General features: G+C 61.2%; 19 protein-coding genes. 9 read left to right on the top strand and 10 right to left on the bottom strand.

The window, feature by feature from the left end:
• Nucleotides 1-196 precede the first annotated feature (196 nt).
• From ASD95_RS01525 to ppx, 5 genes are all read left to right on the top strand, one after another.
• Entirely contained in the window at nucleotides 197-982 is a 786-nt protein-coding gene (locus ASD95_RS01525; RefSeq protein ID WP_056726385.1) for a transporter substrate-binding domain-containing protein, read from the top strand.
• 22 nt (nucleotides 983-1004) lie between these two features.
• Nucleotides 1005-1673, top strand: coding sequence for an amino acid ABC transporter permease (locus ASD95_RS01520; protein ID WP_046039042.1), 669 nt, complete (start codon nucleotides 1005-1007; stop codon nucleotides 1671-1673).
• Nucleotides 1670-2320: an amino acid ABC transporter permease gene (locus tag ASD95_RS01515; RefSeq protein ID WP_056726384.1), complete on the top strand. Its 651-nt coding sequence runs from the start codon at nucleotides 1670-1672 to the stop codon at nucleotides 2318-2320. Before ASD95_RS01520 ends, ASD95_RS01515 begins: the two co-directional genes overlap by 4 nt.
• On the top strand, nucleotides 2307-3044 hold the full coding sequence (locus ASD95_RS01510) for an amino acid ABC transporter ATP-binding protein (RefSeq protein WP_056726383.1): 738 nt from the start codon (nucleotides 2307-2309) through the stop codon (nucleotides 3042-3044). The genes ASD95_RS01515 and ASD95_RS01510 overlap by 14 nt, the downstream gene beginning before the upstream one ends.
• Nucleotides 3045-3278: 234 nt before the next feature.
• The gene (ppx, locus tag ASD95_RS01505; protein ID WP_056726382.1) at nucleotides 3279-4781 is read left to right on the top strand and encodes an exopolyphosphatase; all 1503 of its coding nucleotides are present in this window, start codon (nucleotides 3279-3281) and stop codon (nucleotides 4779-4781) included.
• 57 nt (nucleotides 4782-4838) lie between these two features.
• On the opposite strand, the gene ppk1 is transcribed toward ppx, so the two are convergent.
• Both ppk1 and hemB read right to left on the bottom strand, forming a co-directional pair.
• On the bottom strand, nucleotides 4839-7067 hold the full coding sequence (ppk1, locus tag ASD95_RS01500) for a polyphosphate kinase 1 (protein ID WP_056726381.1): 2229 nt from the start codon (nucleotides 7065-7067) through the stop codon (nucleotides 4839-4841).
• Nucleotides 7068-7085: 18 nt separating this feature from the next.
• Complete coding sequence (gene hemB / locus ASD95_RS01495) at nucleotides 7086-8099, bottom strand: porphobilinogen synthase (RefSeq protein WP_056726380.1); 1014 nt, start codon at nucleotides 8097-8099, stop codon at nucleotides 7086-7088.
• 205 nt (nucleotides 8100-8304) lie between these two features.
• Here hemB and ASD95_RS01490 point away from each other — a divergent pair, with 205 nt between their 5' ends.
• On the top strand, nucleotides 8305-8937 hold the full coding sequence (locus tag ASD95_RS01490; protein ID WP_056726379.1) for a DedA family protein: 633 nt from the start codon (nucleotides 8305-8307) through the stop codon (nucleotides 8935-8937).
• Here the strand turns inward: ASD95_RS01490 and ASD95_RS01485 are convergent.
• Nucleotides 8918-10153, bottom strand: a complete 1236-nt coding sequence (locus tag ASD95_RS01485) for a sterol desaturase family protein (protein ID WP_056726378.1) — start codon at nucleotides 10151-10153, stop codon at nucleotides 8918-8920. The two genes, ASD95_RS01490 and ASD95_RS01485, sit on opposite strands and share 20 nt — an antisense overlap.
• Nucleotides 10154-10268: 115 nt before the next feature.
• Here ASD95_RS01485 and elbB point away from each other — a divergent pair, with 115 nt between their 5' ends.
• The gene (gene elbB, locus ASD95_RS01480) at nucleotides 10269-10937 is read left to right on the top strand and encodes an isoprenoid biosynthesis glyoxalase ElbB (RefSeq protein WP_056726377.1); all 669 of its coding nucleotides are present in this window, start codon (nucleotides 10269-10271) and stop codon (nucleotides 10935-10937) included.
• An 85-nt stretch (nucleotides 10938-11022) separates the two neighbouring features.
• On the opposite strand, the gene ASD95_RS01475 is transcribed toward elbB, so the two are convergent.
• From ASD95_RS01475 to ASD95_RS01455, 5 genes are all read right to left on the bottom strand, one after another.
• A complete protein-coding gene (locus tag ASD95_RS01475; protein ID WP_056726376.1) occupies nucleotides 11023-11478 on the bottom strand; it encodes a YaiI/YqxD family protein in 456 nt (151 codons plus the stop codon).
• Nucleotides 11479-11601: 123 nt separating this feature from the next.
• Nucleotides 11602-13500: a cytochrome c/FTR1 family iron permease gene (locus ASD95_RS01470; RefSeq protein WP_056726375.1), complete on the bottom strand. Its 1899-nt coding sequence runs from the start codon at nucleotides 13498-13500 to the stop codon at nucleotides 11602-11604.
• Between the two features lie 160 nt (nucleotides 13501-13660).
• Nucleotides 13661-14293: a homoserine/homoserine lactone efflux protein gene (rhtB, locus tag ASD95_RS01465; RefSeq protein ID WP_056726374.1), complete on the bottom strand. Its 633-nt coding sequence runs from the start codon at nucleotides 14291-14293 to the stop codon at nucleotides 13661-13663.
• A 131-nt stretch (nucleotides 14294-14424) separates the two neighbouring features.
• Nucleotides 14425-15006: a mechanosensitive ion channel family protein gene (locus ASD95_RS01460; RefSeq protein ID WP_056726373.1), complete on the bottom strand. Its 582-nt coding sequence runs from the start codon at nucleotides 15004-15006 to the stop codon at nucleotides 14425-14427.
• Nucleotides 15006-16916 (bottom strand): ATP-binding cassette domain-containing protein, encoded by a 1911-nt coding sequence (locus tag ASD95_RS01455; RefSeq protein ID WP_056726372.1) that lies wholly within the window; start codon nucleotides 16914-16916, stop codon nucleotides 15006-15008. Before ASD95_RS01455 ends, ASD95_RS01460 begins: the two co-directional genes overlap by 1 nt.
• Nucleotides 16917-16966: 50 nt before the next feature.
• Between ASD95_RS01455 and ASD95_RS01450 the strand changes: the two genes are divergently transcribed.
• Nucleotides 16967-17431 (top strand): TIGR02444 family protein, encoded by a 465-nt coding sequence (locus ASD95_RS01450; RefSeq protein WP_056726371.1) that lies wholly within the window; start codon nucleotides 16967-16969, stop codon nucleotides 17429-17431.
• Here ASD95_RS01450 and ASD95_RS28215 read toward each other — a convergent pair.
• A complete protein-coding gene (locus ASD95_RS28215; protein ID WP_082562994.1) occupies nucleotides 17428-18570 on the bottom strand; it encodes an AlgP family protein in 1143 nt (380 codons plus the stop codon). The two genes, ASD95_RS01450 and ASD95_RS28215, sit on opposite strands and share 4 nt — an antisense overlap.
• Nucleotides 18571-18762: 192 nt before the next feature.
• Here ASD95_RS28215 and ASD95_RS01430 point away from each other — a divergent pair, with 192 nt between their 5' ends.
• Nucleotides 18763-19428 carry an FKBP-type peptidyl-prolyl cis-trans isomerase gene (locus ASD95_RS01430; RefSeq protein WP_056726368.1) on the top strand — a complete coding sequence of 222 codons (666 nt, stop codon included), beginning with the start codon at nucleotides 18763-18765 and terminating at the stop codon, nucleotides 19426-19428.
• Nucleotides 19429-19489: 61 nt separating this feature from the next.
• Here the strand turns inward: ASD95_RS01430 and ASD95_RS01425 are convergent, their stop codons facing one another.
• Complete coding sequence (locus ASD95_RS01425; protein WP_056726367.1) at nucleotides 19490-19948, bottom strand: Rsd/AlgQ family anti-sigma factor; 459 nt, start codon at nucleotides 19946-19948, stop codon at nucleotides 19490-19492.
• Between the last annotated feature and the right edge of the window lie 95 nt (nucleotides 19949-20043).

Genomic DNA, 20043 nt, shown 5'->3' with positions numbered 1-20043 from the left:
CAAGTCGTGCCCCATGGGGGTTCGGTGATTTTCACGGCTGCGCCATCGGGGTGCGAAACGCAACCCGACTGTTCAGACCAGTAAGACCGTACGACACCAGCAAAACCGCGCCCTGGCGCCCTCAAGACCCCATGTTGGCATGGCCCATGCTCTGTCGATCCGCAGAAATCACTTCTTGCCGATCCGGAGATTTGCCATGACCCAGCGTTACAGCGCCCTCCTCGCCGCCCTGTTTGCCAGCCTGATGCTGAACCAGGCACCCGCCCACGCCGACGGTCTGGAGGATGTGGTCAAGCGCGGCGTCCTCAAGGTGGCCGTGCCCCAGGACTTCCCGCCCTTCGGCTCGGTCGGCCCGGACATGAAACCCCGCGGCCTCGATATCGACACCGCGAAACTGCTGGCCGATCAGCTCAAGGTCAAGCTCGAACTGACCCCGGTCAACAGCACCAACCGCATCCCGTTCCTCACCACCGGCAAGGTCGACCTGGTGATCTCCAGCCTCGGCAAGAACCCGGAGCGCGAAAAAGTCATCGACTTCTCCCGTGCCTACGCACCGTTCTACCTCGCCGTGTTCGGTCCGCCAGACGCCGACATCAAGGGCCTGGACGATCTCAAGGGCAAAACCATCAGCGTCACCCGTGGTGCCATCGAAGACATCGAGCTGACCAAGGTCGCCCCCGAAGGCGTGGCCATCAAGCGTTTCGAAGACAACAACTCGACCATTGCCGCGTACCTGGCCGGGCAAGTCGACCTGATCGCCAGCGGCAACGTGGTGATGGTCGCGATCAGCGAGAAAAGCCCGAAACGCGTGCCGGCGCTGAAAGTGAAGCTCAAGGATTCGCCGGTCTACGTCGGCGTCAACAAGAACGAGCCGGCGCTGCTGGACAAGGTCAACCAGATCCTCGTGACCGCCAAGAGTGACGGCGCGCTGGAAAAGAACGCCCTGACCTGGCTGAAAGAGCCGTTGCCGGCCGATCTCTGATTCGGCGTGCTGGAGACGTTTTATGGCTTATCAGTTCGATTTCCTGCCGGTGGTGAACAACACCGACCTGTTGCTGCGCGGTGCGTTGTTCACCCTTGAGCTGACCGCCATCGGCGCTGTGCTCGGCGTGGGACTGGGCATCGTCGGGGCGCTGGTGCGGGCGTGGAACATTCGGCCTTTCGCGGGAATTTTCGCGGTCTACGTCGAGTTGATCCGCAACACGCCATTCCTGGTGCAGTTGTTTTTCATCTTCTTCGGCTTGCCGTCCCTGGGCGTGCAAATTTCCGAATGGCAGGCGGCGGTGCTGGCGATGGTCATCAACCTCGGCGCCTATTCCACCGAGATCATCCGCGCCGGCATCCAGGCGATCCCCCGGGGTCAGCTGGAAGCCGCGGCAGCACTGGCGATGACGCGCTTCGAGGCGTTCCGCCATGTGGTGCTGCTACCGGCCCTGGGCAAGGTCTGGCCGGCCCTGAGCAGCCAGATCATCATCGTCATGCTCGGCTCGGCGGTGTGTTCGCAGATTGCGACGGAGGAGCTGAGCTTCGCCGCCAACTTCATTCAATCGCGCAACTTCCGCGCCTTTGAAACCTATGCCCTGACTACCTTGCTCTATCTGTGCATGGCGCTGCTGATCCGCCAGTTGCTGAACTGGATAGGCCACCGCTTCATTGCAAGGAGCAGCCGATGAGCGACTTCACCTTCTGGGACATCGTGCGCAACCTGCTCATGGGACTGCAATGGACGCTGGCGCTGTCACTGGTGGCGTTCATTGGCGGCGGGCTGATTGGCTTGCTGATCATGGTCATGCGTATCTCGAAAAAATCCCTGCCGCGTAGTTTCGCCCGTACCTACATCGAACTGTTCCAGGGCACACCGCTATTGATGCAGCTGTTCCTGGTGTTTTTCGGCGTGGCATTGGCCGGGATAGAGATTTCGCCGTGGATGGCGGCGGCGATTGCACTGACGTTGTTCACCAGCGCTTATCTGGCGGAGATCTGGCGCGGTTGCGTCGATTCGATTCCAAACGGCCAATGGGAAGCCTCATCGAGTCTGGCGCTGACCCCTCTGGAGCAATTGCGCCATGTGATCCTGCCTCAGGCCCTGCGCATCGCCGTGGCGCCGACAGTGGGGTTTTCGGTGCAGGTGGTCAAAGGCACCGCCGTGACCTCGATCATCGGCTTCACCGAGTTGACCAAGACCGGCGGCATGCTCGCCAACGCCACCTTCGAACCCTTCATGGTCTACGGCCTCGTCGCCCTCGGCTATTTCCTGCTCTGCTACCCCTTGTCGCTCAGTGCGCGCTACCTGGAAAGGAGACTGCATGCCTCTGCTTAGAATTTCCGCCCTGCATAAATATTATGGCGATCACCATGTGCTCAAAGGCATCGACCTGAGCATCGAGGAAGGCCAGGTGGTGGCGATCATCGGTCGCAGCGGCTCGGGCAAGTCCACTTTGCTGCGCACCCTCAACGGCCTGGAGTCGATCAACGACGGCGTGATCGAAGTCGACGGCGAGTACCTCGACGCCGCCCGCGCCGACCTGCGCAGCCTGCGGCAGAAAGTCGGCATGGTGTTCCAGCAGTTCAACCTGTTCCCGCACCTGACCGTGGGTGAGAACGTCATGCTCGCGCCGCAAGTGGTGCAGAAAGTGCCGAAAGCCAAGGCCGCCGAATTGGCGCGGCAGATGCTGGAAAGGGTCGGGCTGGGGGAAAAGTTCGATGCCTTTCCTGATCGGCTGTCCGGTGGGCAGCAACAGCGGGTGGCGATTGCCCGGGCACTGGCGATGTCGCCGAAGGTTTTGCTGTGCGACGAAATCACCTCGGCGCTGGACCCGGAACTGGTCAATGAAGTGCTGAGCGTGGTCCGGCAACTGGCCAGCGAAGGCATGACGCTTATCATGGTCACCCACGAAATGCGCTTCGCCCGGGAGGTTGGGGACAAGTTGGTGTTCATGCACCAGGGCAAGGTGCATGAGGTTGGGGATCCGAAACTACTGTTCGCCAACCCCCAGACGGCGGAACTGGCGAATTTCATCGGGACGGTTGAGGCTGTGGGCTGATAGATCTTTGTTGACCGGAAGGCCGCCTTCGCGAGCAAGCCCGCTCCCACAGTTGACCGCGTTGTTACTGAGGTACGCGGTTAAATGTGGGAGCGGGCTTGCTCGCGAAGAGGCCATCAGCAGCACCGCAAATATTCCCGCGGCAGAAGATCGCAGCCTTCGACAGCTCCTACGCGTTGGCGCCAGCCTTTGATCGTGGCACGATGTCGAGGTTATCGACCGAGACCCCAGACCATGCCGCAATCCAAAGCCAAGAATCTGTCCCTGATCGCCGCAATCGACCTGGGCTCCAACAGTTTTCACATGGTCGTGGCCAAGGCCCAGAACGGCGAGATCCGTATTCTCGAGCGTCTCGGGGAGAAGGTTCAGCTGGCCGCCGGCATCGACGAAGAGCGCCATCTCAACGAAGAATCGATGCAGCGCGGGCTCGACTGCCTCAAGCGCTTCGCCCAACTGATCAGCGGCATGCCCACCGGCGCCGTGCGAATCGTGGGTACCAACGCCCTGCGTGAAGCCCGCAACCGCGCCGAATTCATCCGTCGCGCCGAAGAAATTCTCGGCCACCCGGTGGAAGTCATTTCCGGCCGTGAAGAAGCGCGCCTGATCTACCTCGGCGTGTCCCACACCCTCGCCGATACCCCCGGCAAGCGCCTGGTGGCCGACATCGGTGGCGGCAGTACCGAATTCATCATTGGCCAGCGCTTCGAGCCGCTGCTGCGCGAAAGCCTGCAGATGGGTTGCGTCAGCTACACCCAGCGCTATTTCAAGGACGGCAAGATCACTCCGGCCCGTTACGCCCAGGCGTACACTGCGGCGCGGCTGGAGATCATGAGCATCGAGCACGCCCTGCACCGCCTGACCTGGGATGAAGCCATCGGCTCCTCGGGCACCATCCGCGCCATCGGTCTGGCGCTGAAGGCCGGCGGCCACGGCACCGGCGAGGTCAACGCCGAAGGCCTGGCCTGGCTCAAGCGCAAACTGATCAAGCTGGGCGACGTCGAAAAAATCGATTTCGAAGGCATTAAACCGGATCGCCGGGCAATTTTTCCAGCGGGCCTGGCGATCCTCGAAGCCATCTTCGACTCCCTCGAACTGCAGCGCATGGACCACTGCGAAGGTGCCCTGCGCGAAGGCGTGCTCTATGACCTGCTGGGCCGTCATCATCACGAAGACGTGCGCGAACGTACGCTCACTTCGCTGATGGAGCGCTACCACGTCGATCAGGAACAGGCGGTACGGGTCGAGCGCAAGGCACTACATGCGTTCGACCAGGTGGCCGAGGATTGGGACCTGGAAGACGGCGTCTGGCGCGAACTGCTCGGCTGGGCGGCCAAGGTCCATGAGGTGGGCCTGGACATCGCTCACTACCAGTACCACAAGCACGGCGCCTACCTGATCGAGCACTCGGACCTCGCCGGGTTCTCCCGCGAAGACCAGTTGATGCTCGCACTGCTGGTACGCGGCCACCGACGCAACATTCCCAAGGACAAGTTCGCCGATTTCGGCGATGACGGCATCAAGCTGATTCGCCTGTGCGTGCTGCTGCGCTTTGCGATCCTGTTCCACCACATCCGTGGCACCCAGCAAATGCCCCAGGTGGAGCTGAACGCCCACGGCAATAGCCTCGAAGTGGTGTTCCCGGAGAACTGGCTGGACGAAAACCAGCTGACCCAGGCCGACTTCGAAATCGAAGCGCAATGGCTGACCCGGGTCGATATCGTGTTGAGCGCTCGCTGAAACTGAAAAAGGCCTTCTTCGGAAGGCCTTTTTTGTGCCGCTCCCACAGGTTCCGAATTAACGAACCGCCAGGATCGGACTGCCCAAACGCTCCAGCAACGTCGCCTGGGCGCTGCGCGGGTTCTGGTTGCCGGTCGGTGTGTTACGGATGTAACGACCGTCCGACTGCAGGCTCCAACTGTGGGTGTTATCGGTCAGATACAACTCCAGCTCTTTCTTGACCCGCATGATCAGCTTCTTACCCTCCACCGGGAAGCAAGTCTCGACGCGCTTGTCGAGGTTGCGTTCCATCCAGTCGGCACTGGACAGGAACATCTGCTCGTCGCCACCGTTGAGGAAATAGAAGACCCGGGTGTGCTCCAGGAAGCGGCCGATGATCGAGCGCACATGGATGTTGTGGGAAACCCCGGCGATGCCCGGCCGCAGGCAGCACATGCCACGCACCACCAGATCGATGCGCACGCCTGACTGGCTGGCCTTGTACAGCGCGCGGATGATCTTCGGATCGGTCAGCGAGTTGAACTTGGCAATGATGTGCGCCGGTTTGCCGTCGAGGGCGAACTGGGTTTCCCGGGCAATCATGTCGAGCATGCCCTTCTTCAGGGTGAACGGCGCGTGCAGCAGTTTCTTCATGCGCAGCGTCTTACCCATGCCGATCAACTGGCTGAACAGTTTGCCGACGTCTTCGCACAAGGCGTCGTCGGAGGTCAGCAGGCTGTAGTCGGTATACAGGCGGGCGTTGCCGGCGTGGTAGTTACCGGTGCCGAGGTGCGCGTAACGCACGATTTCACCGGCCTCGCGCCGCAAAATCAGCATCATCTTGGCGTGGGTCTTGAAGCCGACCACGCCGTAGATCACCACCGCACCGGCCGCTTGCAGACGGCTGGCCAGTTGCAGGTTGGATTCCTCGTCGAACCGCGCACGCAATTCGATCACCGCCGTGACTTCCTTGCCGTTACGCGCAGCATCCACCAGCGCATCGACGATTTCCGAGTTGGCGCCGGAGCGGTACAGGGTCTGGCGCACCGCCAGAACGTGTGGGTCCTTGGCGGCCTGGCGCAGCAGGTCGACTACCGGGGTGAACGACTCGAACGGGTGCAGCAGCAGGATGTCCTGCTTGCTGATCACGCTGAAAATGTTCTCGCTGTTCTGCAGCAGTTTCGGAATCTGCGGCGTGAACGGCAGGTATTGCAGCTCGCGCTGGCTGTCCAGGCCAGTGATGCTGAACAGTCGCGTCAGGTTCACCGGACCGTTGACCTGATACAACTCCGACTCGCTCAGGTTGAATTGCTTGAGCAGGTAATCGGACAGGTGCTTCGGGCAGGTGTCGGCCACTTCCAGACGCACCGCATCGCCATAGCGACGGGAGAACAGTTCGCCGCGCAAGGCGCGGGCCAGGTCTTCGACGTCTTCGGAGTCCAGCGCCAGGTCGGCGTTACGGGTCAGGCGGAACTGGTAGCAACCCTTGACCTTCATGCCCTGGAACAGGTCATCGGCGTGAGCGTGGATCATCGACGACAGGAATACATAGTTGTCGCCAGCGCCGCCAACTTCTTCCGGCACCTTGATGATGCGCGGCAGCAGGCGTGGCGCCGGGATGATCGCCAGGCCGGAATCGCGGCCAAAGGCGTCGATGCCTTCGAGTTCGACGATGAAGTTCAGGCTCTTGTTCACCAGCAACGGGAACGGGTGCGTCGGGTCGAGGCCGATCGGGGTGATGATCGGTGCGATCTCGTCACGGAAATAGCGGCGGACCCAGGTCTTGAGCTTGGTCGTCCAGTTACGGCGACGGATGAAGCGGACCTGATGTTTTTCCAGTTCCGGCAACAGAATGTCGTTGAGGATCGCGTACTGGCGATCGACGTGACCGTGGACCAGTTCGCTGATGCGCGCCAGCGCCTGATGCGGTTGCAGACCATCGGCGCCGGCCTGTTCACGGGCGAAGGTGATCTGCTTCTTGAGGCCGGCGACCCGAATTTCGAAGAACTCGTCCAGGTTGCTGGAGAAGATCAACAGAAACTTCAGCCGCTCCAGCAATGGATAGGACTCGTCCAGCGCCTGCTCCAGCACGCGGATGTTGAACTGCAGTTGCGAGAGCTCGCGGTGGATGTACAGGCTGCTGTCATCCAGGCCGGGAATGGCCAGCGCTGGCGCTGGCGCTGTCACGGCGGTTTCGACGACCGCCGCGGGCGGAGCTGGCTCCAGCTCCGGCGGGGTCTCGTCGACTTGCTCCACCACAGGTTGAGCGTCTTTTACGGCAACTTCAGTGAGTACTTCGGTATTCATCGAATGTTCCTGGGAGGGCTATTTTTGCTCTCGTAACAATTGAGCGGCACGAACGGCAAAGTACGTCAGGATGCCATCAGCCCCTGCACGTTTGAAAGCGGTCAAGGACTCGAGGATAACCCCTTCGCTCAACCAGCCATTCTGGATCGCCGCCATGTGCATGGCGTATTCGCCGCTGACTTGATAAACAAACGTCGGCACTTTGAATTCTTCTTTTACCCGGCACAGGATGTCCAGGTACGGCATGCCCGGCTTGACCATGACCATGTCTGCACCTTCTGACAAGTCCGCCGCCACTTCGTGCAAGGCTTCGTTGCTGTTGGCCGGGTCCATCTGATAGGAGGCCTTGTTGGCCTTGCCCAGGTTCAGCGCCGAACCGACCGCATCGCGGAACGGGCCGTAATAGGCACTGGCGTACTTGGCCGAGTAGGCCATGATCCGCACGTTGACGTGACCGGCCACTTCGAGGGCTTCGCGGATCGCCTGGATGCGACCGTCCATCATGTCCGATGGCGCCACGACCTGAGCGCCGGCTTCGGCGTGGGACAGGGCTTGCCTGACCAGTGCGTCGACGGTGATGTCGTTCTGCACGTAGCCTTCTTCATCAAGAATGCCGTCCTGGCCGTGGGTGGTGAACGGGTCCAGGGCAACGTCGGTGATCACGCCCAGCTCAGGGAATCGCGCACGCAGCGCACGGGTCGCGCGCTGGGCGATGCCTTCGGGGTTCCACGCTTCGGCGGCGTCCAGCGACTTGAGTTCCGCGGGTGTCACCGGGAACAGCGCCAGCGCCGCAATCCCCAGCTCGACCCACTTGGCCGCTTCTTCCAGCAACAGGTCGATGGTCAGGCGTTCGACGCCCGGCATCGAAGCCACCGCTTCGCGACGGTTTTCACCGTCCAGTACGAACACCGGCAGGATCAAGTCATCGACGGTCAGGACGTTTTCACGCACCAGGCGACGCGAAAAGTCGTCACGACGATTGCGGCGCAGGCGGGTTGCGGGGAACAAACGGTTGGCGGGGGTAAAGCTCACGGCAGACTCCTGAGCCCGCAGACGTGCGAGCGTGACAGTTATAAGCGGCCATTATGACGAACGCGTGACAGTTATGTGCACGCTGCGACAGGTAGCCGCATTCCATTGTCGTTGTAGGAAATGTTCACGTCGAGACACATTTGGACACTTTCCTGAATGTGCCCGAAGGGTTAGGCTGCGCGTTCATTTCGCCAGCACCCAGACAATGCTCCAACAATTTCTGCATGAATTCGGCTACTTTGCCCTTTTTCTAGGCACGTTCTTCGAAGGCGAAACCATCCTGGTACTCGCGGGCTTCCTCGCGTTCCGTGGATACATGGACATCAACCTGGTGGTGGTCGTGGCCTTCTTCGGCAGCTATGCCGGCGACCAGCTGTGGTATTTCCTGGGGCGCAAGCACGGCCGCAAACTGTTGGCGCGCAAACCGCGCTGGCAGATGATGGGTGACCGGGCGCTGGAACACATTCGCAAGCACCCGGACATCTGGGTGCTGAGCTTCCGCTTCGTCTACGGTTTGCGCACGGTCATGCCGGTGGCCATCGGGCTGTCAGGTTATCCGCCGGGCCGTTACCTGCTGCTCAACGGCATTGGCGCAGCGATCTGGGCCACAGCCCTGGCGGCCGCCGCATACCATTTCGGCGCCGTGCTCGAAGGCATGCTCGGCAGTGTGAAGAAGTACGAGCTATGGGTACTCGGTGCGCTGCTGGTCCTGGGCTTCGTGCTGTGGCTGCGTCGGCGCTTCAAGAATGCCCGCCTGGCCAAGCAGGTCTACGCCGACGAACAAGCCCTGAAAGCTGTGCGAACCAACACCGAAGGCCCTACGACGCCAACCGAGTGATGCGGCTCCTGCAACAGTAAATACCGACGCCGCTCAACAGGCTGTAACTGAGCAGGCCGACCCAGCCCAGCGCGCTGGCCGGCCACAGCCCCACCATCGGGGCCAGCCATGCCAATGGCAGATTCGACGCCAGCCGCACCAGTTCCAGCTTCAACGCCCACGGGCGATTCTCCAGGGCCACGCCCAGCACAAACAGACCGAACGCCACCGCTCCCCAGCCCGACACCAGGGCGGCGACTGGCAGCTTCGACTCAAGATTCATCAGGTAACTGCCCAGCGCGATGTAGATGCAGAACTGCAAGAGGACGTAGAGCTGCTGACGCCCGTCCAACGCCACCTCGAATTTACGAAACTGGCTGAGATCCGGCTTGTTCATCGGGTATCTGGCCGCCACGTCCGCCGGGCGCCAGCCGGTGCGCATGAACCAGATCCGCAGCTTGTCCCGGGTGCTTTCGGCACGCCGCGCATCTACCCACAACTGCGCGTAGAACTGCACGTTCGCCCACACGGGGTTCCAGCTCGCCAGCGGCGTGGTCACGCCGAAGATCACCGGCTCGTTGTCGTCTTCTTCCTGGAACGAGCCGAACAGACGGTCCCAAATAATGAACACGCCGCCATAGTTGCGATCCATGTAGAGAGCGTTCTGTGCATGGTGGGCCCGATGATTGGACGGCGTGACAAAGAACCATTCGAACCAGCCGAGCTTGGGAATGTGCCGGGTGTGCACCCAGAACTGGTACAGCAGGTTCAGCGCCGCGACGCTGACGAACACCAGCAGCGGCACGCCGGACACCGCCATCGGCAGATAGAAGATCCAGCTCAACAGGAATCCGGTGCTGGTCTGGCGCAACGCCGTGGACAGGTTGTAGTCCTCGCTCTGGTGATGCACCGAATGGGCGGCCCAGAGGATGTTGCGCTCGTGGCCCATGCGGTGCAGCCAGTAGTAGCAGAAATCGTAGAAGACAAAGGCAAACACCCATGTCCAGACGTTGTCGGCCGACAGTTCGAACAGTGCCAGGTGCTTGAGGGCAAACCCATAGGTCACCAGCCCCACCCCCTTGGTCAACAGACCCGTGGTGGTCGACAGCACGCCGGTGCTGATGCTGTTGATCGCGTCCGCCACCCGATAATTGCTCACCCCGCGCCAACGGTCGGCCAGCAGCTCGGCAGCGATCAGCACAAAGAAAAATGGCACCGCATACAGAATGAAGTCCATGACGCGCCCTGATCGGAATCTTGAGGACAGATGCTATGTGCAGCCGTGAATTAACCCTATGGCAACGCAGGACAAATTAGTGGACATTTAACGCCATGAATCTGGAGAAAAGCCCATGAGCAAAAAAGTTGCAGTGATCCTTTCCGGTTGTGGCGTGTACGACGGCGCCGAGCTCCACGAGAGCGTCATCACCCTGCTGCGCCTGGACCAGCGCGGTGCCCAGGTGCAGTGTTTCGCACCGAACATCGCGCAGTTGCATGTGATCAACCACCTGACCGGCGAAGAAATGCCCGAATCGCGCAACGTGCTGGTGGAATCGGCGCGGATTGCCCGGGGCAACATCAAGGATATCCGTGACGCGAACGTCGATGAGTTCGATGCGCTGATCGTGCCCGGCGGCTTCGGCTCGGCCAAGAACCTGTCCAACTTCGCCATCGAAGGCGCCGGCTGCAGCGTTCAACCGGATGTCCTGGCACTGACCGAAGCCTTTGCCGAGGCTGGTAAACCGGTGGGGTTGATGTGCATCTCCCCTGCCCTGGCGGCAAAGATCTACGGCCCTGGCGTCACCTGCACCATAGGCAACGACACCGATACCGCTGCCGCGATGAACAAGATGGGCGCGACCCATACCGATTGCGCGGTCAGTGAGATCGTCGAGGACAAGGCACGCAAACTGGTGAGCACCCCGGCGTACATGCTGGCGCAATCGATCAGTGAGGTGGCATCGGGGATCAACAAGCTGGTGGACCGGGTACTGGAACTGACCCACGAAAACGATGCGTAAAAACAAGATCAAAAGATCGCAGCCTGCGGCAGCTCCTACAAGGGGCGGTGTATACCTGTAGGAGCTGCCGCAGGCTGCGATCTTTTCAGGCGTTGCGGGATAACCTGGTCAAAATCCGGTCCAGCGCATTGGCAAACGCCTGCTTCTCACGCTCGCCAAAGGGTGCCGGGCCACCGCCCATTTGCCCCTGTTCGCGCAAATCAGTGAACAGGTTGCGAACCGCCAGCCGCTCGCCCATGTTCTGCGCATCAAACTCCTTGCCCCTCGGGTCAAGCGCTGCCACGCCCTTCTTCACCAGACGATCGGCCAGCGGCACATCGCTGCAGATCACCAACTCACCGGGTACGGCGTGTTCCACCAAGTAGTCATCGGCCGCATCCGGGCCGCTCGGCACCACGATCAGCTTGACCAGGGCCAGTCCCGGCTTGGTCTGCGGTTGCCCGGCCACCAGCACCACTTCGAACTGGCGCTTGAGGGCGAACTTCACCACCAGATCCTTGGCTGCCCGCGGACAGGCGTCCGCATCGATCCACACACGCATTGGTTTTTCCTCTGTTTAAAAGCATCGTCGGAACGCCGCCCGGGGCAAGCCACGCTCCCACAGGTTAACGCTAAACCTGTGGGAGCGTGGCTTGCCCGCGGAAGTGAGCGAAGCGAATGCCGTTTAAGAAACCTGCACCCGCTGCCTCTCAACCACTCGGCTACGACCGTACAACACGACAATCGCAATGATCGCCACAGCCTGGGCACTCAACGAATAGGCGTCGGCATGGATCCCCAGCCATTCAAAGTCAAAGAACGGTACCGGCCGCGTACCGAAGATCCCGGCTTCCTGCAGCGCTTTCACGCCATGCCCGGCAAACACCACCGACAAGGCGCACAAAAGGCCGGCATTGATGCTGAAGAACAGCGCCAGCGGCAGCTTCGCCGAACCGCGCAAAATTACCCAGGCCAGGCCTATCAGCAACACCAGCGCCGTGGCCCCACCGGCCAGCACCGCGTTGTGCCCCGCGGGCCCCGCCTGCAACCACAGGGTTTCGTAGAACAGAATCACTTCGAACAGCTCGCGATACACCGAGAAGAACGCCAGGGTCGCAAACCCGAAACGCCCGCCGCCGCCCACCAGGCTGGTCTTGATGTAATCCTGCCAGGCCGCCGCGTGACGACGGTCATGCATCCACACGCCCAGCCACAGCACCATGACGCTGGCAAACAACGCCGTCGCACCTTCCAGCAATTCGCGTTGTGAACCGCTGACATCAATCACATAGGCTGCCAGCGCCCAGGTGCCCAGCCCCGCCACAAACGCCAGGCCCCAACCGACGTTAACGCTGCGCACTGCCGCCTGTTGATCCGTGTTACGCAGGAAAGCAAGGATCGCCGCCAGCACCAGGATCGCTTCCAGACCTTCGCGCAGCAGAATCAGCAGACCGGAAATGTAACTCAGCGACCAGCTCAAACCCTCGTTGCCCAACAGGCCGGCCGATACCTTCAACTTGTCCTTGGCCACTTCCAGGCGCTGCTCGACCTCGCTCACCGGCAGGCCGTCCTGCAACGACTGACGGTAGGCCATCAGGGATTTTTCAGTGTTTTTACGCACGTTGGCGTCAATGTTATCCAGCGAACTCTCAACCAGCTCAAAGCCTTCCAGATACGCTGCTACCGATAAGTCATAAGCCTGATCATGCTCACCGGCACGATACGCCGCGATGCTTTTGTCCAGAGTGGCCGCAGTGTAGTCGAGCAGTTGCGCCGGGCCACGCTTGACCTGCGGCGGTTGCGCCCGCTGGGCACGGAAGGTCGCGGCGGCTTGCGGGCCTTCGACGGCCTGTACTTCGGCCGGGGTCTGACGAGCCAGGTCGGCGATGTTGTAGGTCTTTTCAGCCTTGACCGTCGCCGGGTCGACGCTGAAGCTGGCGATATAGGTGGCCAGGTCCCAACGCTGACGATCATCCAATTGATCGGCAAAGGCCGGCATGTCAGTCCCTTCGACGCCCAAGCCCAAGGTGCTGTAGATCGCGTAGAGGCTCAGGCGATCCAATCGTGTAGTGTCACGCAGATCAGAAGGTGGTGGCGTCATGCCGACACCTGCCGGGCCATCGCCGGCCCCTGCATCGCCATGGCAGACCGAGCAGTGCTGAGCATACAGCGGCGCGCCACGCGCCGGGTCCGGCGTAATCACCGGGGCCTGGCTGACTTCATAGGCCACGGCCAGCTTCGCGCCCAGTTGCCTGGCCTGGCGAGTGACCTCGGTACCCTCCTGCCGGGCGCCGATGGAATTTCCCAGCGCGGCCAGGCTTTGCTCCAGCGCAGCTTTTTCCGGCTTGGCCGGCATGGCTGTAATCAGACTTCCCAGCGTCTTGACCGATTCTTGCTGCGCGCGAAATCCTGCCTGGTCCGTGATGCTGCCCGCCTGCACCGTGTCCGGGTAATCGGTGCCGATGTAATCGAGCAAGTGCAACGCCTGCGGTGCACCCTCGGCGGGTGCGGCCAGCAGTTGAAAGCTGCACGCAGCCAACAGCGGCAGCAACAGCCAGGCCAGGAAACGTGGGGGGGCAATCATGAATGAATCTCAATTGGAAATACGAAGTTACATATTGTTAACGCCAGACGGGTTTCGCTCAAGCTTTGTTGATACTTCTTCGTAATTGCATTGGTTTCTGAAATTGCTCCCCAAACGAAAAAGGCGACCTCCAGGGTCGCCTTCCTTGTAAGTCGCCGTTTTAAACGGCAGCCCTGCGCAACGTCGCCATGAACGCCGCCGCACCGATGAACAGCCCAGCAAAGGTGCGGTTCATGCGTTTTTGCTGTTTCGGCGTTCGCAACATACGAAGCACTTTGGACGCCAGGCCGGTGTAGCCGGCCATGACAATCAGGTCGACGCATACCATGGTCACGCCGATCACCAGATACTGAATCAGCAGCGGAGCATGGGGGTCGATGAACTGCGGCAGCACCGCCAGCATGAACACCAGCGCCTTCGGGTTGCTGATGTTCACCAGAAACCCACGGAACACCAGGGCCATCGGCTTGCCGATCTGGCGCAGGGCCGCGTCATCGCTCATATCGCTGGGCAGCGCACGCCATTGCTTGATCGCGAGGTAAACCAGATACGCCACGCCAAACCACTTGATGGCGTAGAAGGCCGTGGCCGAAGCCGTGAGAATGGCGCCGACACCGGCACCGACGATGGCGATCTGCAAAGCCAGGCCCAGTTGCAGGCCCAGGGCGTTCCAGTAGCCGCGCCAGAAACCGTATTGCAGGCCGCTGGACATCGACGCAATGGCGCCGGCACCGGGAGACAGGCTGATGACCCAGCAGGCGGCAAAAAACGCCAGCCATGTTTGAAGCTCCATTGCACACCTCGACTCAGATTCGTGACAGACGTCTAAGCTAATGCGGCTTTGGGCCAATGACTACCGATTTTTTGTAGGACATGGCGACTGCCGACTTGCTCGCGATCGCGGTGTATCAGGCAGCAGAAGCCTTACTTCTCAAACCCGCTGGAAGGAAACACATCCGTCCCGCGCCAGCGCCGTACCGAACGCTGGAAGAACAAACTGTTGGGCACCTGCACCATCGCGCTGCCGGTGCCGAGCTCTTCGGCCTCGACCAGCGTGGTGTAAAGAAGATTGATCGCCACCACCCGGCCTTTGACGCCGGGCTTGTCGGTGGTGTCCACCAACTCGACCACGTCACCGATGCGAAACGGGCCGACGGTGAAGATCAGGATCGCGCACAGCAGGTTCGACAACACGCTCCACATGGCGAAAAACGCCACCGCCGCGACCGCGACGAAACCAGACAACGCGGTCCAGAGCACCGTAGCCGAGACACCGAGTCGCTCCAGGACGAAAATCAGCGCACTACCCATGATCAGCCAGCGTAGACCACCGCGCAGCGGCATCAGCAACTGCGGCGGAAACGGATAGCGCTCACCGAGACGGGTCAGGCATTTGGCGACGAAACGCTGGGCGATGTAGCCGGCCAGAAGGATCAGCAGGATTTGCACCCCAAGCCAGATCGGCTCGGCCCACACCGCCGGTAGCGGCATCTTGAAGGCGTCCATCAGGACAGTGCCTCCAGCTCCGCCTGCATGCTTTCCAGCAATTCCAGGGCTTCCATCCACGCTTCTTCCAGCTCTGCCTCACGCACCTTCAGCCTGGCCTGTTCGGCCAGCAGGTCACGCAATTCGTTCTTGCGCGCCGGCTCGTAGATGTCACTGTCGCCGAGGCTGGCATCGATCTTCGCCAGCTTTTCGTGGAGCTTGCCGAGTTCGGCTTCGAGCTTGTCAGCCTCGCGCTTGTGCGGCGCCAGTTGCTGACGCAACGCAGCAGCGGCCTGACGCTGGGCTTTCTTGTCGGTCTTGTCCGGGTTGACCGGCGTGTTGCTGACCGGGGCGTTGCGCTGGCGATACTCCACCAGCCAGCGGGTGTAGTCCTCCAGGTCGCCGTCGAACTCCTCGACCTTGCCGTCCGCCACCAGATAGAAATTGTCGGTGGTGCTTTTGAGCAAGTGGCGATCGTGAGAAACCACCAATACCGCACCACTGAACTCTTGCAGGGCCATGGTCAGCGCCAGGCGCATTTCCAGGTCCAGATGGTTGGTCGGTTCGTCGAGCAGCAACAGGTTCGGTCGGTCCCAGGCAATCAAGGCCAACGCCAGGCGGGCTTTCTCGCCACCGGAAAAATTCAGTACCGGCTCGTCGATTCGCGCGCCACGGAAGTCGAAACCACCGAGGAAGTCGCGCAGGGTCTGTTCGCGCTCGGTTGGTGCCAGGCGCTGCAGGTGCAGCAACGGGCTGGCCTTGGAGTCCAGAGAATCGAGTTGATGCTGGGCGAAGTAACCGACCACGGTGTTCTCGCCACGGGTCAAGCGGCCGGCCAGAGGCGAAAGCTCACCGGCAAGGTTCTTGATCAGGGTCGACTTACCGGCACCGTTCGGGCCGAGCAGACCGATTCGCGCACCCGGGGTCAGTTGCAGCTTGACCTTCTCCAGCACGGCTTTGTCGCCGTAACCCAAGCGGGCATCGGACAGGTCGATCAGCGGGCTGGAAATCTTCTGCGATTCACGAAAGACAAAGTCGAACGGCGAATCGACATGGGCAGCGGTCAGCTCTTCCATCCGCTCCAGTGCCTTGATCCGGCTCTGGGCCTGACGGGCCTTGGTGGCCTGGGCCTTGAAGCGGGCGATGTAGCTTTCCATGTGCGCACGTTGCACCTGCTGCTTCTCGTACGCCTGCTGTTGCTGGGCCAGGCGTTCGGCACGGGCGCGCTCGAAGGCGCTGTAGCCACCGCGGTACAGGGTGATCTTGCGCTGATCGACGTGGGCTATGTGGTCGACCACGGCATCGAGGAAATCCCGGTCGTGGGAAATCAGCATCAAGGTGCCGGGATAACTCTTGAGCCACTCTTCGAGCCAGATGATGGCGTCGAGGTCGAGGTGGTTGGTCGGTTCGTCGAGCAGCAGCAGGTCCGACGGGCACATCAAGGCCTGCGCCAGGTTCAGGCGCATCCGCCAGCCACCGGAGAAATCCCCGACCTGGCGATCCATCTGCTCGTTGGTGAACCCGAGGCCGGCCAGCAACTTGCGCGCCCGGGCGTCGGCGGTGTAACCGTCGGCGCTGTCGAGCTCCGAGTGCAGGCGGGCCTGTGCGGCACCGTCATGGGCCGCTTCGGCTGCCGCCAGGTCGCGTTGCACCTGGCGCAGGCGCAGGTCGCCATCGAGCACGTAGTCGACCGCCAGGCGCTCGAGGGTGTCGACCTCCTGGCGCATGTGGGCGATACGCCAGTCGGCCGGCAGGAAGCAATCACCCGAGTCCGGGTGCAGTTCGCCCCGAAGCAAGGCGAACAGGCTCGATTTGCCGGCGCCGTTGGCACCGATGAGGCCGGCTTTCTGGCCGGCGTGCAGGGTCAGCTCGGCGTCTTCTAGCAGACGTTGCGGGCCACGCTGTAAAGTCAGGTTCTGAAGTCGAATCATAATGGCGGCGGAGTCTACCAGCTTCGCTCGCAACTGGCGCGAGTAGCACTATGTCCTCTGACCTGTGGAGCTTTTCCCTGAACACTTACGCTCGACCGGGTATTGAGCAGGCATGCCTGCAATTGCAGTCGGCGGGTATCAACGTGTGTCTGTTGCTGTGTGCTGCCTGGTTGGGACAGCGAGGCGTGGCCTGCGATGAGCAGCGCTTGCAACAACTGCGAAGTGTGGCCGTTCCTTGGGACGCCGATGTCGTGCGGCCGTTACGCGCCTTGCGCACACACTGGAAAGCCGCTGCCACGGCAGACGCCGACTTGCACAACCTGCGTGAACAAGTGAAGGCACTGGAGCTGGAAGCCGAGCGGCATCTGTTGTTGCGGCTCGAGAGAGCAGCGCAGAGTTGGCCGCAAGATGCCGAGACCGATCTATCGGCCTGGCTGGAAGGTGCGGCGGCGGGTGCCGCCCACCTGCACCGCGACGCGCTGCATCAGCTGCGCGTCGCGGTAACCGGCACTTAGGAAGCGCTGGTTGGGGTGGTTGCTGCGATCGATGCGGCGGCCGGCGTTGGCGCTGGCGTGGCTGTCGAGGTGGCTGCTGCTAAAGCAGACGTTGCTGCCGGAGCCGGGTTGGCTGGCTTGGCAACCGGTGCGGTGGCTGGCTTGGCGGCAACCGGCTTTTTCACTGCAGGTTTGGCCGCTGGTTTTGCAGCGGGTTTTGCCGCAGCAGGTTTGGCGGCAACTGGCTTGGCAGCGGCCGGCTTGGCGGCGACTGCTGGTTTCGCTGCAGCTGGTTTTGCGGCTGGTTTGGCAGCCGCTTTTACAGCAGGTTTGGCAGCGGGCTTGGCTGCTGGTTTTGCAGCGACGGGTTTGGCCGCCGGCTTGGCAGCAGGTTTCGCCGCAGCGGTCCGGGCAGCTGGTTTAGCGGCCGGTTTTGCAGCTGCTTTGGCTACTGGTTTTGCAGCCGGTTTAGCTGCTGGTTTTGCAGCGGCGGTTTTAGCTACGGCTGGTTTACCAGCAGCGGTTCTTGCAGCGGCAGGTCGTGCGGCGGCTGGTTTGGCAGCCGTGGTTTTAGCCGCAGGTTTTGCAGCGCTGGCAGCAGCCGGTTTTCTCGCAGCCGGTTTGGCAGCAGGTTTGGCCGCGGCAGTTTTAGCGACTGGCCTGGCAGCTGCAGGTTTTGCAGCAGCAGGCTTGGCCGGTGCTTTTGCAGCAGCCGGTTTGGCAGCGGCTTTCTTCGCTGGTGCCGCAGCAGGCTTGGCCGCACGCAGGGACAACACCTTGCCGACAGCCTCTTGTACACGACCGACGCCCTGGGCCAGTTTCAGGCTTTCCTGAGCATCGCGCTTGAGTTGCAGAATGTAGCCGCGGGTTTCCGATTGACGATCCTTGAGGGCATCGAGCAGTTCCTCAAGATCGGCCACTGCGCCCTTGGCCTTGGCTTGCGCCTTGGCTTTTCCGGCTGCCGCAGCGTCCTGCAATTTAGTACGGGACTTGTGCAGTTTTTCTTGCGCTTTTCCGCGCTGCTTTTCCAGTTTGGCGAGCAACTTTTCAGCATCAGCCAAGGCTTCGGAACAAGCGGTTTCCAGATGCTCGAGCAGGCTGCTCGAGAGTTGTTGGAGCAAGTGCAACGGAGTGTTTACTGGCTTCTTGGTGGCCGACATGGTTTACCTCCTGGCTGAAGTGAGTGCGGCTCATACTAGACCTCTGCAGCAACCGCCGCTAGGGCATGTTGACACTATCGAAAGCGCTGTGTTGCAAAGGTTTGAAAAACTTCTGCCTCGGCGCAAAAGCAGTTCACCGTTGCGCATATTCTCGCTGGCATAATCGCCCGCAATTCAGGTCGGAGAGAGCTCATGTCGCGCTACCTTTTTTTATCGCTGTGTGTGTTTTTTTCGGTGGCCCAGGCCGCCGAAAAAACGCAGGGAAATGAAGCCCACGATCTCGCTTACAGCCTGGGCGCAAGCCTTGGCGAACGCTTGCGCCAAGAGGCTCCCGACCTGCAGCTCCAGGCACTGGTCGAAGGATTGCAGCAGGCCTATCAGGGCAAGCCGCTAGCGCTGAAGGACGAGCAGATCCAGCAGATACTGAACGAGCATGAAGCCCGGATCGCCATGCAGTCAGACGAGCCGCAAAGCGAAATGGCACTGGAAAAAGAACAGCGATTTCTCGCCACGGAAAAAGCCAGACCCGGCGTGCGCGAACTGGCCGATGGCGTGTTGCTGACCGAGTTGACGCCAGGCACTGGCGCCAAGCCCGGACCGAACGGCAAGGTGCAGGTGCTGTACATCGGTCGCTTGCCCGACGGTACGGTGTTCGATCAGAGCAGTCAGCCACAATGGTTCAGTCTCGACAGCGTGATCGCCGGATGGCGCAGCGCGCTGCAGAACATGCCGGTTGGGGCGAAATGGCGACTGGTGATTCCATCGGCTCAAGCCTATGGCGCCGACGGTGCCGGCGACGTGATTGCTCCGTTCACTCCACTGGTGTTCGAAGTTGAATTGCGCGGAGCCACCAGCTGACAACGCAAACAGAAAACGGCGTGCCTTGGCACGCCGTTTCGGGATCTTGCAGAGAAGTGTTTCAGGCCTGAACCGAATCAGTTTCCTTGTGGGCGGTATGCAGCACCTCGATCAGACAGTCTTCCAGTTCAAAGCGCTCATGCAACAGTCCGCCGAGTGTCTTGAACTCTTCGGCAACACACTTTCCTTCATCACACAGGTCATTGAAGGCGAGCAGCTTTTCGGTGATGACGTCGATACGCGGATAGATCGTCTCGGCGAGCTCCAGGCCACGCTGGTCGTTGAAGGCCTTGGCCTCCCCCGTCAGCTGCTCGTAGATCTCGAAATGCCCGGCCGATACATAATCGACAAGCACGCCGCAGAATTCCTGCAAGGGCTTGCGGTTCTCACCCAGCGCCTCAGGCTTTGCGCCGAGAGCGTCATAGGCCCCGATCAGTTCGTGTCGTTCCTGCAACCAGCGATCAATCAGCAGGTGCACTCCGCCCCAGCGTTCCTGAGCATTCTGACAACTTTCGAGCATGGTGATCTCTCTTCCCTTGTGGGTCAGCTGCTCTATGCCCGCTCGCCTCTTGTAACATCGGTGGGCGGTCAGGCAGAGCGTCATCGAGCAACATA

Source organism: Pseudomonas sp. Root71 (assembly GCF_001429045.1).
Lineage (GTDB): Bacteria > Pseudomonadota > Gammaproteobacteria > Pseudomonadales > Pseudomonadaceae > Aquipseudomonas > Aquipseudomonas monachiensis.
Note: the sequence above shows the minus strand (reverse complement) of the source record. Positions and strands in the feature narration are given on the sequence as shown.